This is a genomic window from Streptomyces sp. WG5, from assembly GCF_049974565.1.
Taxonomy (GTDB): Bacteria; Actinomycetota; Actinomycetes; order Streptomycetales; family Streptomycetaceae; genus Streptomyces.
This window is the reverse complement of sequence record NZ_JBNGGC010000016.1, coordinates 21434-36483: the sequence shown is the minus strand read 5'-3', so window position 1 is coordinate 36483 and position 15050 is coordinate 21434. Positions and strand designations below refer to the sequence as shown.

Below are 15050 nucleotides of genomic sequence, written 5' to 3'. Positions count from 1 at the left end.
CGGTTCGCCGGAACCATGCCGTCCTCGCCCGGACAGACTCACCCTGGCTCTTCCCCGGCGGCCAGCCTGGCCGCCCGATCAGCGTCTGGGCCATGGGCGAACGGCTCCGCAAACTCGGCATCCGGCTCGCCGAGACCCGGTCGACTGCCCTGTTCCAGCTCGCCACCGAGCTGCCCGCCGCGGTCCTCGCCCGCACGCTCGGCATCGACATCACGGTCGCCGTCAAATGGCAGCGAGCCGCCGCCGGCGACTGGGGCGCCTACGCAGCGAGATCAGCCGCCGGAACAGCTCCTGAGATCCGCCCCCGATCAGCTCCCGCTGACCAACCCGTTCCGGACGAAACCAAGGTCAACAGGCGTCGCCGGCGCACCGTCTTTCTGCACGTCGGCGAGCAACTCGGGCAGTTGCGGCGGCCACAACGGCTCACAACCACCGGACAGATCAGCTGGCGACCACCATCGCCACCGCAGGATCTTGTCTGCGGCATGCGAAGCAGCAAGGTCGCCGACTGGGTCCCGGCGGGGACCATGCGCGAGGAAGATGTGCTCGTGCTGGCGAACCGGCACCCCAGCCCTCGTGAAGTCGTGTTCCCACAGGCACAGCAGGGTGCCGTCGATCTCGATGTCGGTCCACCCGGTCTCCTCGCGCAACTCGCGCTCAGCGGCCTGCAGCGGCGATTCGCCCGGATCCAGCCCTCCGCCGGGCATCGCCCAGTGGACGCCGACTTCCTCGTTGTCATACCGGAGCATGAAAACCGACCCCGCCGGGTCCAGGACCGCGACTCTGGCTGCTCGTCTGGGTATCCGCATCGGGCCAGCCTGCCAGCGTTGAACACCACTGTCGATCAAAGCCATGGCCCGGCATTCGGAGAGTTCCCATACCCGAGCCCACCATTACCCGCCGACGTGGCCCGTACCTCGGGCGTCCTGATGGGCGCCGACCTCGTCGCCCGACTCGACGCCCGGCTCGCCCGCCTCGGCAGGCCCCTGGCCGACGACGACGTCGAGCCGTTCACCCGCGTCCTGTACGAGTACTACCGGGCCCTTCCCGCCGCCGATGTCAGCCGGGCGCTGCGCAGAGCCCAGGAGATCGGCTGGGAGGTGGGCGCCGCCTTCCACGAGTTCGACGTGCTGCTCGGCCCGACCCTCGCGCAGCCGGTCCCGCCCCTCGGCACCCTCGACACGGCCGACCCGGAGTCGGTCTACCGGCACGCCCCCGTCTACGCCGCCTTCACCAGCGTCCACAACGTCACGGGGATGCCGGCGATGTCCGTCCCCTTCGGCCATGACCGTGCGAACGGCCTGCCGCTCGGCGTCCAGTTCGCCGCGTGCCTGGGCGGGGAGGGAGTCCTGCTGGCCCTGGCGGCACAGCTGGAGGAGGCGGCGCCTTGGAGGAGCTGATGAGCTGAGGAGCTGATGGCATCGCGCTCACGAGGAGGAGGGAGCAGCGAGGCAGGAGCCGCTGACGAGCGGAAACCAAATGCATTGGCATCGATAACATTCTCTGCCATAGTTCCACCTTCCGACCGCCGGCGCCCTCGTATGTCCTCGCCCCCTCCCGACCGCTGGAGCCGTCACGTGAGCACGTCCCTTCCCGCCACCCTGACGTACGGCGACGGCGTCCTCCTGCGGGACGGGCGCCCGCACCGCGTCCTGGCGGGCTCGCTGCACTACTTCCGGGTCCGTCCCGAGCAGTGGGCCGACCGGCTCCGACGGCTGGCCGCCCTCGGCCTGAACACGGTGGACACCTACGTCCCGTGGAACTATCACGAACGCGCCGAGGGCGACATCCGCTTCGACGGCCCGCGCGACCTGGCCCGCTTCGCCCGGCTCGCCCAGGAGGAGGGGCTGGACGTCATCGTGCGGCCCGGCCCCTACATCTGCGCCGAGTGGGACAACGGCGGGTTGCCCGCGTGGCTGACCGGCACGCCAGGCATGCGGCTGCGCACCTCCCACGGCCCCTTCCTGGCAGCGGTCGACCGCTGGTTCGACGAGCTGATCCCGCGCGTCGCGGAGCTCCAGGCCGGCCGGGGCGGACCGGTCGTGGCCGTGCAGGTCGAGAACGAGTACGGCAGTTACGGCGACGACCAGGCCTATGTCCGCCGGGTGCGGGACGCCCTCGTCGAGCGGGGGGTCACCGAACTGCTCTACACGGCCGACGGACCGACCCCGCTGATGCAGGACGGCGGTGCGCTGCCCGGCCACCTGGCGACGGCGACCTTCGGTTCACGTCCCGACCGGGCAGCGGCGCTGCTGCGCTCGCGCCGGCCCGGGGAGCCGTTCTTCTGCGCCGAGTTCTGGAACGGCTGGTTCGACCACTGGGGCGAGAAGCACCACGTCCGTACGGCGGACAGCGCGGCCGAGACCGTCGGTGACATCCTCGACGAGGGCGGCTCCGTCAGCCTCTACATGGCGCACGGCGGCACCAACTTCGGCCTGTGGGCGGGCGCCAACCACGACGGCGACACGATCCAGCCGACCGTCACCAGCTACGACTCGGACGCCCCCATCGCCGAGAGCGGCGCCCTGACGGCGAAGTTCTTCGCCCTGAGGGAGAAACTGACCGCGCTCGACGGCACCGGAGCCGAACGAGCCGAGCGCCCGCTGCCCGCCGATCCGCCGCTGCTGGCACCCCGTGAGCTTCCGGTCATCCGGCACGCGGCCCTGCTGGACGGACTGCGCGCGGCAGCCGACCCGGTGCACGCGCCCCTGCCACTGAGCTTCGAGGAACTCTCCCTGGCCTCCGGCCTGGTGCTCTACGAGGCCGAGCCGCTGCTGCCACCGGGGAACCACCGACTGACCGTCACGGGTCTGCACGACCGCGCCCAGGTGTTCGTCGACGACACCCCGGTGGCCGTACTGGACCGCGAGAGCGCCTCGTTCACCGTTTCCGGCACCGGAGCACGCGTCCGGCTGGCGCTGCTGGTGGAGAACCAGGGGCGGATCAACTACGGCCCGCTGCTCGGCCAGGGCAAGGGCATCCTCGGCGGGGTGCGGGTGGAACGCCGGCTGGTGCACGGCTGGACGATCCGCCCGCTGCCGCTCGACGAGTGGACGCGGCAGGACACGGCCCGCGCCGCGGCGGCGGCCCCGCCGGACGGCCGGGCCGGCTTCACCGCGGCCACGCTGTCCGTGGACGAGCCGGCGGACACCTTCGTCGCCCTGCCCGGATTCGGCAAGGGCTTCCTCTGGGTCAACGACACCCTGCTGGGCCGCTACTGGGAGATCGGACCGCAGACCACGCTCTATCTGCCCGGCCCGCTGCTGCACCCCGGAGACAACACCCTGACCGTGTTGGAACTCGAACGGCTCGGCGACCGGATCACCCTGCACGACCGGCCCGACCTCGGACCGGCCGAGGAGTACGTCGAGACGTTCGACTGACCTCCTCGCACCCGCGCGCGTCGGCGGGGCGTTCGCCCGTGGGGCAGCCCGTCGGCCGGTCCACCGGCATGCCCCGCCACGGACGGGGGCCGCCACCGGGCGGGCCGGGTCGCGATGTCATCGCTGCCCTCCTGTTGCCCTTCGGCCTACTCGGCGTCGGCTACGGCTCACTACGGCTCGCCGCGCAGAATCGTGCGGCACGGATCTCCGCGCCGACGGGAACCATGGCAGAGGTGGTTATCGATGCCAAGGGCGTCTACGTGGCTACACTGCCGAGCGGGACCACCATCTGCGACGACGTGGCCGGGTCCGTGTCGTCTCGGGAGAGGCGAGCGATGTCATCGGAAACACCGGGTGCCGGCAAGAGGCCCGTGAGCAGGCGCACGGCCGACGACGGCGTCGCACGGCAACCCGGCATGGCCGACGTCGCCCGGCTCGCCGGGGTCTCCGCCCAGACGGTGTCCCGGACCCTGGCCGGCCACCCCAACGTCCAGCAGGGGACCCGCGCCAGGGTGCTGGCCGCCGTCGAACAGCTCGGCTACCGCAAGAACAACGCGGCGCGCGTGCTGTCGTCGGGGCGCAGCCGGACGATCGGGGTCGTGACGCTGCAGACCAACGTCCACTCGCGCACGAACCTGACGTTCGGCATCGAGTCCGCGGCGCGCCGGGCCGGGTACGCGGTCAGCACCGCGACCACCGCGTCGCTGGACACCGCGGCGATCGAGGAGGCGCTGTCCCGGCTGGCGGAGCAGGGCGTCGAGGGAGTCGTCCTCGCGGTGCCGCTGGTCCATGTGAGCCCGCGGGTCGAGCAGCTCACCCGCTCGGTGCCGACCGTCACCGTCGACGGATCGAGGACCGCCGCCACCGAGGTCGTCGCCGTCGACCAGGCCCTGGTGGCACGTCTGGCGACCCGTCACCTGATCGAACTCGGCCACGAGACCGTCTGGCACGTCGCGGGCCCCCGGGAGTGGCTCGACGCCGTCGGCCGCCGCGTCGGCTGGCGCGACACCCTCCAGGCGGCAGGACGGTCCGTGCCGCCGGTGCTGGAGGGCGATTGGACACCGGCCTCCGGGTATCGCAACGGGCTGGTCCTGGGCAGGATCCCCGACGTCACCGCGGTGTTCGTGGCGAGTGACGAGATGGCCTTCGGAGTGATCCGCGCCCTGCACGAACTCGGCCGGAGGGTGCCGCAGGACATCTCCGTGGTCGGTGTGGACGACATCGCGCTGGCCGAGTACTGCTCGCCCTCGCTGACCACGGTGGCCCAGCCCTTCACCGAGATGGGGAGCCTCGCGGTCGCCCACCTGCTGCGGCACATCACGGACTCGGGCGCGACGCCGGAACCCGCGTCCGTCGAACCCGCGCTGATCGTCCGTGCCAGCACGGCGCCGGTCGGACCGGCCGGCTCCAGCCGGGAGAGCACGTCGGGGAGCGCCCCCTCTCAGTGAAGTGACGGCGTCCCGATCCGCCGGGCGTCGGACCGTCGCAGGAGGCGGAGAAGGGAGGTGAGTGTCCAGCGGCCCGGGCCGATGGCGGCAATGAGAAGGAAGGACCAGCAGAACATGGCCGCCGGTTCACCGCCGTTCTCGAGAGGGAAGAGCGCGGCGGCCTGGTGCTCGGTGAAGTAGGCGTACGCCATGGAACCGGAGCACACGACGGCGGCGGCCCGGGTACCGAGACCGCACAGGACCAGGGCGCCGCCGAGCAGTTGGATGGCCGCGGCCCACCAGCCGGGCCACTCGGCGACCCCTGGCCCGGCTCCGCGCGGACCGCCCAGTACGTCGAACAGGGTCGCGGCTCCGTGACAGGCGAACAGCAGTCCTATGACCATGCGGAAGAGTCCGATCACGTACTCACGGCTTTTCTCCAGCGCTTCCATCGGTGGTGCTCCTCTCTCGTGGGCGACCTCGGGGGCCGGCCGCCGAAGGGGGGACGTCGGATCGGCCTCCGGTCCGAAGCCGGCGTCGGTGCTCGGCGGTTCACTTTTGCCCAAGCCCTTGACCGAATCCCGTCCACGGCTATGGTCTAGACCTAGTGCTGTTAGGTCTAGACCTTTATCGGCCTCCGTCCTCGGTCGCCGGCGCTTCCCGCGCCGGTGACGGCAAGCCCCGCGGGGCGGGCGGCGGCATGGACGCAACGGAAGAAAGGGCATGGCATGAACACGAAGAGACGGGCGGCTCTCGCGGTCGGAGCGTTGGTCGCCCCCCTGCTCGCCGTCAGCCTGCCGGCGAGCACGGCGAACGCCCACGGCTGGGTGACCTCGCCCGGAAGCCGGCAGGACCAGTGCGCCGCGGGCGTCGTCGACTGCGGCCAGATCAAGTACGAGCCGCAGAGCGTCGAGGGGCCGAAGGGCCTGAACAGCTGCAGCGGCGGCAACAGCCAGTTCGCCGAACTCGACGACGACAGCCTGGGCTGGCGGGTCACACCGGTCGGCGCGACGCACACCTTCACCTGGCACCACACGGCACGCCACGCCACCGACACCTGGCAGTACTTCATCGGGAACCAGAAGATCGCCGAGTTCGACGGCCACGGCGCCCAGCCCGCCCCTGACGTCAGTCACCAGGTGGACTTCGGCGGCCTCACCGGCCGTCAGAAGGTGCTCGCCGTCTGGAACGTGGCGGACACCGGCAACGCCTTCTACTCCTGCATCGACGTCAACATCGGTGGCGGAGGCGACGGCGGAGGTGACGGCGGAGGTGACGGCGGCGGTGAACCGGGCGACTGCGCCGCGGCGGCGTGGAACGCCGGGACCGTCTACAACGGCGGCGACACCGTCTCCTTCGACGGGCACAACTGGCGCGCCAAGTGGTGGGTGACGGGCGAGGAGCCCGGCAGCACCGGTGAGTGGGGCGTCTGGGAAGACCTCGGCGCCTGCGCGGCCGGATGACCGACGCCGGGTCGGCGCGCGTTCGGCGGAGCGCGTGCCGGCCCGGCCGAAGGCCCGCGGCCGGTTCGGTCAGCGACCGCTCGAACCGGCCGCGCCGGACGGCGACGTAGGCAGGTACCGGGGCGCTCGCCAGGCGTCCAGCCGGTGCTCGACCGCGGCCCCCAGGGACAGCAGTTCGGCGTCCTGGTGGTCACCGGCCATCAGGAGCAGGCCGACCGGCAGCTCGCCCACGAACCCGGCGGGCACGGACAACGACGGGTACCCGGCGACGGCCGCCGGGGTGGAGGACGGAATCACGTCGTTGTCGCCCCGCGCGCAGTCGGTCGTCCACGCGGGCGGATTCGCCGGGGAGGCGATGGCGTCCAGGTCGTGCGCGGCCATGGTCTCGTCGATGGACCGCCGGGAGAGATCCGTCAACTCGGCGCGCATCGCCCGGTATGCGGGGTCGGCCGTGGAAGGGGCGGTCAGCGCCTGCTCGAACAGTTCCTGGCCGGCGAAGCAGGCCTGCTCGGCGGGGTGGGCGCGGTTGAACTCGATCAGCTCGGCGAGGTTCCGGGGCCCGCCGCGGGTGGCGAGGTAGGCGTCGATGTCCCGGTGGAACTCGCTCAGCAGCGCCGGGAACTCGAGTGCGGCGAGGCGATCCTGGTACGGCGGGGACACCTCGACGACCCGGGCACCCGAGGCGCGCAGTCGTGCCGCAGTGCGGGTCATGAGGGCGTCCACCTCCGTGCCGAGCGAGGGAAGCCGCCACAGGCCGATGCGCTTGCCGCGCAGACCGCCGGGACGCGTGCCCGCCTCCGCGAGGCGGAGGGCGCTGCCGGCGCGCACGGTGTCACGGCCGCTGAGCACCGAGAGGGTGAGAGCCGTGTCGACCACGTTGCGCGCCATGGGGCCGGCCGTGTCCTGCTCGGCGGAGATCGGCACGACGCCCGACTGGCTGACCAGCCCGAGGCTGGGTTTGTGGCCGACCACCCCGTTCATCCCGGCCGGGCACACGATGGAGCCGTCCGTCTCGGTGCCGATCGCCACCTGGGCCAGTGACGCGGCGAGCGCGGCGGCCGAACCGGAGGACGATCCGCAGGGGTTCCGGTCCAGGACGTACGGGTTGTTCGTCTGTCCGCCCACCGCCGACCACCCCGACGTCGGTCTCGCCGCGCGGAAGTTGGCCCATTCGGACATGTTGGCCTTGCCGAGGATCACCGCGCCCGCCGCCCGCAGCCTTTCGACCAGGGCCGCGTCCTTGTCCGGCGGGTCACCGGCCAGCGCCAGCGACCCGGCGGTCGTCGGCATGTCGTGGGTGTTCACGTTGTCCTTGATCAGGACGGGGATGCCGTCCAACGGGCCACGGACCGTGCCGCGACGATGCCTGACATCGCTGGCAGCGGCCTGTCGCAGGGCCGTCGGGCTGGTGCGCAGCACCGCGTTGATCCGCGGGTCGACGGCCTTGATCCGCCGCAGATACGCCCGGGTCAACGCGGACGAGGTCAGCGACCCGCGCTTCATGCGCGCCTGCAACTCCGGGATCGTCACCGTGTCGAGGTCCACTCCGCGGACCAGCGGAGTGTCGACGGGCGGCGACGAACCGACGGCATCCGATCCGGAGGCTTCCGCACGCTGCCCCGGCGCACCCGCCGCCACAAGAGGGCCGAGGACCAGGGCAGCGGTCACCGCCGCGAGATTTCGCTTCTTCATGGGGCACAGCCCACTCCACGGCACCACGCGGCACAAGGGGCCGTCTCATACCACGTTGACCCCATGGCGGTGACCAGGGTGGCGGCCTGCTCGGGGCTGACGGTGCCGCGACCGAGCTGAACGGTCAGTGGGTCCAGCGAGGACAGGTCGCTGCCGCGCAGGTCGTTCCCGCCGGCCGTCGGCGACGCCGGGCAGTGGCCCCGCCTTGCTGCCGAAACAGCGCGAGGGCGGACCGGCGGCCACGCCCGCTCGGGCGGCCACCTCCCGTACTCCGGACGGACCCGTGGAAGCAACACCGTTCCGAACGGGTTCTGTTTTCCTGTAAGCAGGTAAAAATAGAGGTAAACGTCCAGCCAATGCACGCGCCCGCACCGTCCAGGAGGGGGTCGTCATGGATCCATGGCTGATCTGGTTGATCGTCGCGGCGGTTCTGATCGTGGCGGAGATCTTCACCCTCACCGCCGCGCTCGGAATGCTGGGTGCGGCCGCGCTGATCACCGCGGGAACCGCGGCGGCCGGACTCTCACCGCCTTTCCAGTTCCTCGTTTTCACCGTCGTCGCCACGGTCACCGTTCTCTTCGTGCGCCCCGTCGCGCTGCGCCACGTCCTCCAGCCGCAAAGGGAGCGGTTCGGTGTGGACGCCCTGGTCGGCCAGGCCGCCTACGTCGTCTCCGAGGTGACGGGCATGGAGGGCCGGGTCCGTATCGGCGGTGAGGAATGGACGGCCCGTTCCTACGACGAGACGCTGGTGATTCCTCGCGGAAAAACCGTCGACGTCATGGAGATCAGCGGATCCACCGCCCTCGTCTACCCCCGGGAGTGACCATGGAAGCCTCGGCGTTTCTCGTCGCCGGTGTGATCGTCGCGCTTCTCGCGGTTTTCACCGTGGTACGGGCGGTGCGCATCGTGCCCCAGGCCCGCGCCCGCAATGTCGAACGGCTCGGCCGCTACCTTCGCACACTGAAACCCGGCCTCAACCTCGTCATCCCGTACATCGACCGCGTCTACCCGATGATCGATCTGCGGGAACAGGTCGTCTCCTTCAAACCGCAACCGGTCATCACCGAGGACAACCTGGTGGTCGAGATCGACACCGTGCTGTATTTCCAGGTCACCGATCCGCGTGCGGCCTTCTACGAGATCGCGAACTTCCTCCAGGCGGTCGAGCAGCTCACCGTCACCACGTTGCGCAATGTCGTCGGGTCCATGGATCTGGAGAAGACCCTCACCTCGCGCGACACCATCAACAGCCAGCTCCGCGGTGTGCTCGACGAGGCCACCGGCAAGTGGGGGCTGCGAGTGAACCGGGTGGAGATCAAGGCCATCGACCCGCCGCAGTCCATCAAGGACGCGATGCAGAAGCAGATGCGGGCCGAGCGGGACAAGCGGGCCGCGATCCTGGGCGCGGAAGGGCAGCGTCAGTCGCAGATCCTCACCGCCGAGGGCGACAAGCAGGCCGCGGTCCTGCGCGCGGAGGGCAACCGAACCGCCGAGATCCTCAAGGCCGAGGGGCAGTCCCGGGCCATCGACGAGGTCTTCCAGGCCGTGCACCGCAACGACCCCGACCCCAAGCTCCTCGCCTACCAGTACCTCCAGGTGCTGCCTCAGCTCGCACAGGGTTCGGGCAGTACCTTCTGGGTCATCCCCAGCGAGGTCACCTCCGCGCTGCAGGGGGTGTCCCGCGCCTTCACCGAGGCGCTCCCGCAGTCACCCGCCACCCGGGAGAAGCCCTCCGACGAGGGCGTCGCCCAGGCCGCCAACGACACGGCGCAGGCCGCGGAGGCCGCCGCCCAGGCCCTCGCCGACGCGGCCAGGGCCAACGGCGTGACGGCCGAGGCGCTGCGCCCCCGCCCGGTGACCGACGACCGGTGAGGACCGAGCCGTCCGTCGTCGGGTAGGGCACACTCGAAGACACGGGTGTTCTGCCGGCGGATCATTGCGAGGCCCGCATGTTCGATGTGCCGTACTGGCTCTGGATAGCCTTCGTCGCGACCGTGGTCGTGTCGCTCGTCGTCGACCTGCTGGCCCACCGCAGTGCTCATGTCATCGGATTCAAGGAAGCGGCAGCCTGGAGCGGGCTGTGGGTGGGGCTCGCCCTCGTCTTCGGAGCGGTCGTCTTCCTCGTCCTCGGGGGGACGGCGGGCACGGAGTACACCACCGCGTGGCTGCTGGAGAAGAGCCTCTCGGTCGACAACCTCTTCGTCTTCGCCCTGATCTTCGCCTACTTCAAGGTGCCCCGCGCCTACCAGCACCGGGTCCTCTTCTTCGGCGTCATCGGCGCCCTGGTGTTCCGGGGCGTCTTCCTCGCCGCCGGCGTTGCCGTGGTCAGCCGGTTCACCGCTGTCCTGTTCGTCTTCGCGGCCATCCTCTTCTACAGCGTCTACAAGATCCTCAAGGGAGAGGAGGAGAGCTTCGACCCCGGCCGGAGCTTCGCCGTCCGGCTCCTGCGCAAAGTGGTTCCGGTGCGTGACACCTACGCGGGACCGAAGTTCTTCGTGAAGGAGGCGGGTAAGCGTGTGGCGACGCCGCTGCTCGCCGTCGTCGCCGCCATCGAGGCGGCCGACCTCATCTTCGCCGTGGACAGCGTGCCGGCCGTGCTCGCCGTCAGTGATGACACCTTCATCGTCTACACCAGCAACGCGTTCGCCATCCTCGGGCTGCGGGCCCTGTACTTCATGCTCTCCGGACTGCTGGACCGCTTCCACTACCTGAGCAAGGGCCTGGCGATCATCCTCGGGTTCATCGGCGTCAAGCTCATCCTCCAGGCGACGCACAAGATGGTCAGCCCGTCCGTGCCGGAGATCCCGTCCCTGGTGAGCCTGGCGGTCATAGTCGTGGTACTGGCGGCATCGGTGATCCTGAGCCTCCGGCGTGCTCCCGACGCGACGACGGGCGGGGATGCGGGCAGTCCCGAGGAGGAGGAGGCCCTCACGCCACCCCGAGGACGGCAGCAGGACTCCCGGTGAAAGGCGGACTCGGCATCGATTGTTCCTGGCGGACATATGAACGTAAAGTGGGAGCAAAACCTGTCCCGAAAACCCTTCCCGGCGTGGACGTGAGAACCATGAGCAGTCACACGCAGCAGACCAGAACGACGCAGACCGAAACGCGGCGGACCACCACGCGGCAGAGCGAGGTGCAGCGCGGGCACGTCTGCCCGTCCTGCGGCCACCACGTCCCCGCGGAGGTCAAACGGCACAAGACGCTCGGGATCTACGTTCCGGTCTGGTACCCGGGCACCTGCCGGAACCCGGACTGCGACGCCCGCACCTGACCGACACCGCTGACCCCGGTTCGGGTGCAAGACGCGGGCGCCGCCACGACCTCCCACCGGCCGCCGCCACGACCTCCCACCGGCGACGGGCCGGCCCGCCCCGCCGGCCGTCGCCGTACGCGGCACCGTGCCGCGCCGGGCACCTCGCCGGCACGGCACGGTGTCGCGCGACGTCCCGCGCCACCCCGGCACCGCTCGCTCCCGTGAGCGGTCCCCAGCCGACCCGGTCGCCGCCGCCGCTCGCGGTGACGAACGTCCCGGGCCCCGACGACGGAACCGGGCCGGGGTCCGGGCCCTGCTCCGTCTCCTCGTCCTTCCCGCCCCGGCCTCGGTCTCGGCCTCGGGCTCTTCCTCCCTGACCTCTTCCGTCCCGACGACGTCGCGTGAGGCGGGTCGCTCCGACGGCGAGGAGGCCCCTGCGGCATCGGTGGCCCCGCCGGAGTCGTGCGGCTGCCGCGGAGCGCCGGAAGCCTCAGTGACAGGGCCGTCGCCCGGTTGGTCTGCACGGTCGCCGTCGCCCGGTCGCGCCAGGACCCGGCGCTGGGGCGCGCGCAGGTGGCGGTGGACCGGCCCGGCGGCCGGCCGGCGGGCCGGTCCGGCGACGACCGCCCCGACGGGCCGGCCCCGTGCGGCCGACGGGACGGGCAGTGCCGACGGGATCGGCGGCACGGGCGGCGGATGACGTCCCACAGGCAACCCCAAGGATCTTCCTCACCTCCTCCAACGGGGGGCGTCCGCACGGGCGGAGCCCCGACCCGAGGTACTGAGGAGCGGATTCTTGATACGCGCTCGAAAGACATGGGCCGCCGCGTTAGCGGTGCTGACGGTGGTGGGAGTGGCGCCCGCCGCGGCCCAGGCCCGGCCGCAACCGTCCGGTGCCCCTTCCGTCCAGGCGGCACCGCTGGGCAACGCCGACCTGCCGCCCGGCTGGCGGATCACCGGCACCGACGAGGGGAGGTCCCTGGAGTGGCGCTCCCCGAGGGCCGTCCCGCCCGGCGACGCACGGGTGGAGTTCCGCACGGACGGCCGCCTGCTCGGCGTACCGGAACCGGACAAGGACGGCAGGACCTTCCGCCTGGCCCTGGACGACACGGCACCGGCTGCCCTGAACGGACTGACGGACCTGCACGTCGTGGCCGCCGGCCGCCGGCTGGACGAGGAACCCGGTGCCGCCGCCCGCGAACGCCGCCCCACCGACGCGCCGCCGGCGAAACTCCCTCCCCGGCTCCCCGCCGGCACCGTCGACCCGGGCAGATCCGGCCGGTTCGCCACGACCACCGGTGAGTACACCCTCGACCCGGTCCGACTGCCCGGCCTCCCGGCCCCGGTCGAGATGGAGGGCCTGGTCGTCGCGCCGAAGGGGGCGACCGGCAAGCGCCCGCTCGCCCTCTTCCTGCACGGCCGCCACGCCACCTGCTACGTCCCCGGGGAGGGCGACGAGGCCGTCACGATCGACTGGCCCTGCGCCGACGGCGCCCGGCCCATCCCCAGCCACCGCGGCTACCTGGAGGACCAGAAGCTGCTGGCCTCCCAGGGCTACGTGACCGTCTCGATCTCGGCCAACGGCATCAACGGTCAGGACGGAGACGTCGAGGACGGCGGCGCACAGGCCCGCTCCTCGCTGGTGCGCTCGCACCTGGCACGCTGGGCGGACTGGGCGGCCAAGCCCGGCACCGCGCCGACGTCCGTACGCCGGGGACCGAAGGCCGACCTGTCCCGCGTCCTGCTCGTCGGCCACTCACGCGGCGGCGAAGGCGTCGACCGGGCCGCCATGGACAGCCTCTACCCGCCGCCCGCGAGCCAGGACGGCCACCCGGCACGGGCCCGCTGGAACATCCGCGGCACCGTACTCATCGGCCCCACCGCCTTCGGCCAGAACCCGGTACCCGACGTGCCGTCACTGACGATCCTGCCGGGCTGCGACGGCGACGTCTCCGACCTCCAGGGGCAGCTCTACGTCGACGGCACCCGCGGCGTGAGCCGGGGCCGGGCGCTGCACAGCGCCGTCCACATCACCGGCGCCAACCACAACTACTTCAACAGCGAGTGGACGCCCGGCCAGGCCCAGGCACCCGCGAGCGACGACTTCTGGGACGACCCCGAGGACCCCGATCCGGTCTGTTCCGTGGGCAGCCCCACCCGGCTCACCGCCGAGCAGCAGCACCGGGCCGGCGCGACCTACATCGCCGCCGCCGCACGGCTGTTCGTCGCCGGTGACGACCGGGTGCGCGAGCTGATCGACGGCACCGGCCGCCGCGCCCTCTCGGCCGACCCCGCACGGGTGCTGACGCACGCGGTGGGCGCCGGCCGCGGCGCCGGATTCCTGCCGGACGGCGGGGTGAAGGTGACCGGCGGACGCCTGTGCGCCGCGATCGACCCCGACCCGGCCGCCGCCTGCCTCGGCGACGACGCGCGCGGCTCCTCACCGCACTTCGCACACTGGCAGCCGGAACGCGAGGCCGGCCGCGGCGCGATCGCCCTGGACTGGTCCGCACCGGGCACCGCGACCCGCATCCGGCCCGGCGCCCCCGTCTCCCTGAAGGGCGCGAAGAGCCTGGCCCTGCGCGTCATCGTGCCGCCGGGCAGCACCGGCACCCGGCTCGACGTCTCCGTCACCGACACCGAAGGCAGGCGTGCCACCCTCGGCCAGGTCCGCGCCGACGGACTGCCCGGCAGCGCACGCACCGCCTCCTACTGGGCGCAGGAACTGCGCGTACCACTCGCCGCCGCCGGCCGCGCCGGAGTCGACCTGCGCCGCGTCACCGCACTGGAACTGACGCCGCGTTCCCACTCGGGCCGGGCATGGCTGATGGACGCCTACGCGTGGCAGCCGGGCACGCCCCAGGCAGGGCCGGCCCCGCTGGCCCGTGTCGACATCGGCCGGACCAAGGTCGAGGAGGGCGACTCGGGCGTGCGTACCTACCAGGTGCCGGTGCGCGTCTCCGGTAAGGGCGGCGGCACGGTCAGGATGTACGTCGTGGACCCGGCCACCGGATCCGCCGAGGACCGCCTGGTCACCGTCCGCCCCGGCAGCCCCGGCATCGACGTGACCGTGCGGGTGGAGGGCAACGAACGGTACGCCTGGGACACCACCCACGACGTGCTGGTGAAGGCGGTACGGGGCGCGGTCGTCGGCTCGTACGCCGGCGGCGTCACGGTCGAGAACGACGACCCGATGCCGGAGGTCAGTGTGACGCCGGTCGCCGGCACGGTGACCGAGGGGCAGCCGCTGCGCTGGCGGGTCTCGCTGTCCGAGCCCGCCGACGTGGATCTGGGCACGACGCTGACGGCGGTGCCGGACGACGCCCGTCCCGAACTGTCCACCGAGGACGTCGACCGCGACTGGCTGCTGACGAACGCCTGGGACGTCCCCGACGGAGAGGTCCCGCTGTCCCGGCTGGAGTACTTCTCGCTGTGGGCCTCGGTCCCGCCCGGTGAGACGGGCGCCGAGGTGACGGTGCCCACGATCGGCGACGAGGTCACGGAGCCCACGGAGTACATCGGCTTCCAGAGCCTGGACGAAGAGGGCGAGCCGCAGGGCCCGGTACTGACCGGCGCCGTGCTCGACGCCTCGTAGCCCGCACCTCACCCCGCACGCGGGCCCGGACCCGGCGCCGCCCGGCCCGGGCCCGTGATCGGACGGGCCACCCGGCGGGGCGTCCCGACGTCCGCACCGCACGGGGGCACGCGGTCGGAACGGGTGCGGAACCGCTCGCCACCGGCCGACCCGGGCGCGCCGAGGACGGCTTCCGTACGGGGGAGGGGCCGGACGCCTGACGCCCGTCGCCGGCCGCGGCGTGGCCGGACGCCT

12 protein-coding genes are annotated in these 15050 nt (G+C 72.0%); 9 read left to right on the top strand and 3 right to left on the bottom strand.

The features are described from left to right. Window positions 1–308: 308 nt before the first annotated feature. Entirely contained in the window at window positions 309–854 is a 546-nt protein-coding gene (locus ACP4IX_RS18585; protein ID WP_426556137.1) for an NUDIX hydrolase, read from the bottom strand. Between the two features lie 51 nt (window positions 855–905). On the opposite strand from ACP4IX_RS18585, the gene ACP4IX_RS18580 reads away from it, so the two are divergent. The 3 genes from ACP4IX_RS18580 to ACP4IX_RS18570 all read left to right on the top strand — a co-directional run bounded on the left by ACP4IX_RS18580 (window position 906) and on the right by ACP4IX_RS18570 (window position 4831). Continuing rightward, window positions 906–1400 carry an amidase family protein gene (locus tag ACP4IX_RS18580; RefSeq protein WP_426556136.1) on the top strand — a complete coding sequence of 165 codons (495 nt, stop codon included), beginning with the start codon at window positions 906–908 and terminating at the stop codon, window positions 1398–1400. Between the two features lie 141 nt (window positions 1401–1541). Further along, the gene (locus tag ACP4IX_RS18575) at window positions 1542–3383 is read left to right on the top strand and encodes a glycoside hydrolase family 35 protein (protein ID WP_426556135.1); all 1842 of its coding nucleotides are present in this window, start codon (window positions 1542–1544) and stop codon (window positions 3381–3383) included. 416 nt (window positions 3384–3799) lie between these two features. Then, window positions 3800–4831: a LacI family DNA-binding transcriptional regulator gene (locus ACP4IX_RS18570; RefSeq protein WP_426521747.1), complete on the top strand. Its 1032-nt coding sequence runs from the start codon at window positions 3800–3802 to the stop codon at window positions 4829–4831. Here ACP4IX_RS18570 and ACP4IX_RS18565 read toward each other — a convergent pair. Next, complete coding sequence (locus tag ACP4IX_RS18565) at window positions 4825–5262, bottom strand: DoxX family protein (RefSeq protein ID WP_426521615.1); 438 nt, start codon at window positions 5260–5262, stop codon at window positions 4825–4827. The genes ACP4IX_RS18570 and ACP4IX_RS18565 overlap by 7 nt on opposite strands. 276 nt (window positions 5263–5538) lie before the next feature. On the opposite strand from ACP4IX_RS18565, the gene ACP4IX_RS18560 reads away from it, so the two are divergent. Next, window positions 5539–6273, top strand: a complete 735-nt coding sequence (locus ACP4IX_RS18560) for a lytic polysaccharide monooxygenase (RefSeq protein WP_426556134.1) — start codon at window positions 5539–5541, stop codon at window positions 6271–6273. Between the two features lie 69 nt (window positions 6274–6342). Here the strand turns inward: ACP4IX_RS18560 and ACP4IX_RS18555 are convergent, their stop codons facing one another. Continuing rightward, window positions 6343–7965, bottom strand: a complete 1623-nt coding sequence (locus ACP4IX_RS18555; RefSeq protein ID WP_426556133.1) for an amidase family protein — start codon at window positions 7963–7965, stop codon at window positions 6343–6345. A 391-nt stretch (window positions 7966–8356) separates the two neighbouring features. Here ACP4IX_RS18555 and ACP4IX_RS18550 point away from each other — a divergent pair, with 391 nt between their 5' ends. From ACP4IX_RS18550 to ACP4IX_RS18530, 5 genes are all read left to right on the top strand, one after another. Beyond that, window positions 8357–8788 carry an NfeD family protein gene (locus ACP4IX_RS18550; protein ID WP_426521612.1) on the top strand — a complete coding sequence of 144 codons (432 nt, stop codon included), beginning with the start codon at window positions 8357–8359 and terminating at the stop codon, window positions 8786–8788. A 2-nt stretch (window positions 8789–8790) separates the two neighbouring features. Next, window positions 8791–9837 (top strand): SPFH domain-containing protein, encoded by a 1047-nt coding sequence (locus ACP4IX_RS18545; protein ID WP_426521611.1) that lies wholly within the window; start codon window positions 8791–8793, stop codon window positions 9835–9837. A gap of 77 nt (window positions 9838–9914) precedes the next feature. Continuing rightward, entirely contained in the window at window positions 9915–10931 is a 1017-nt protein-coding gene (locus ACP4IX_RS18540) for a TerC family protein (protein WP_426556132.1), read from the top strand. Window positions 10932–11029: 98 nt separating this feature from the next. Continuing rightward, the gene (locus ACP4IX_RS18535) at window positions 11030–11239 is read left to right on the top strand and encodes a hypothetical protein (RefSeq protein WP_426521609.1); all 210 of its coding nucleotides are present in this window, start codon (window positions 11030–11032) and stop codon (window positions 11237–11239) included. Window positions 11240–12017: 778 nt separating this feature from the next. After that, window positions 12018–14816, top strand: coding sequence for a hypothetical protein (locus ACP4IX_RS18530; RefSeq protein WP_426556131.1), 2799 nt, complete (start codon window positions 12018–12020; stop codon window positions 14814–14816). Window positions 14817–15050: the final 234 nt, after the last annotated feature.

Bases quoted from the DNA above. Each gene is read 5' to 3' on its own strand.
- ACP4IX_RS18585 (WP_426556137.1), bottom strand. From the start codon at position 854: ATGGCTTTGATCGACAGTGGTGTTCAACGCTGGCAGGCTGGCCCGATG.
- ACP4IX_RS18575 (WP_426556135.1), top strand. From the start codon at position 1,542: ATGTCCTCGCCCCCTCCCGACCGCTGGAGCCGTCACGTGAGCACGTCC.
- ACP4IX_RS18570 (WP_426521747.1), top strand. From the start codon at position 3,800: ATGGCCGACGTCGCCCGGCTCGCCGGGGTCTCCGCCCAGACGGTGTCC.
- ACP4IX_RS18565 (WP_426521615.1), bottom strand. From the start codon at position 5,262: ATGGAAGCGCTGGAGAAAAGCCGTGAGTACGTGATCGGACTCTTCCGC.
- ACP4IX_RS18560 (WP_426556134.1), top strand. From the start codon at position 5,539: ATGAACACGAAGAGACGGGCGGCTCTCGCGGTCGGAGCGTTGGTCGCC.
- ACP4IX_RS18555 (WP_426556133.1), bottom strand. From the start codon at position 7,965: ATGAAGAAGCGAAATCTCGCGGCGGTGACCGCTGCCCTGGTCCTCGGC.
- ACP4IX_RS18550 (WP_426521612.1), top strand. From the start codon at position 8,357: ATGGATCCATGGCTGATCTGGTTGATCGTCGCGGCGGTTCTGATCGTG.
- ACP4IX_RS18545 (WP_426521611.1), top strand. From the start codon at position 8,791: ATGGAAGCCTCGGCGTTTCTCGTCGCCGGTGTGATCGTCGCGCTTCTC.
- ACP4IX_RS18540 (WP_426556132.1), top strand. From the start codon at position 9,915: ATGTTCGATGTGCCGTACTGGCTCTGGATAGCCTTCGTCGCGACCGTG.
- ACP4IX_RS18535 (WP_426521609.1), top strand. From the start codon at position 11,030: ATGAGCAGTCACACGCAGCAGACCAGAACGACGCAGACCGAAACGCGG.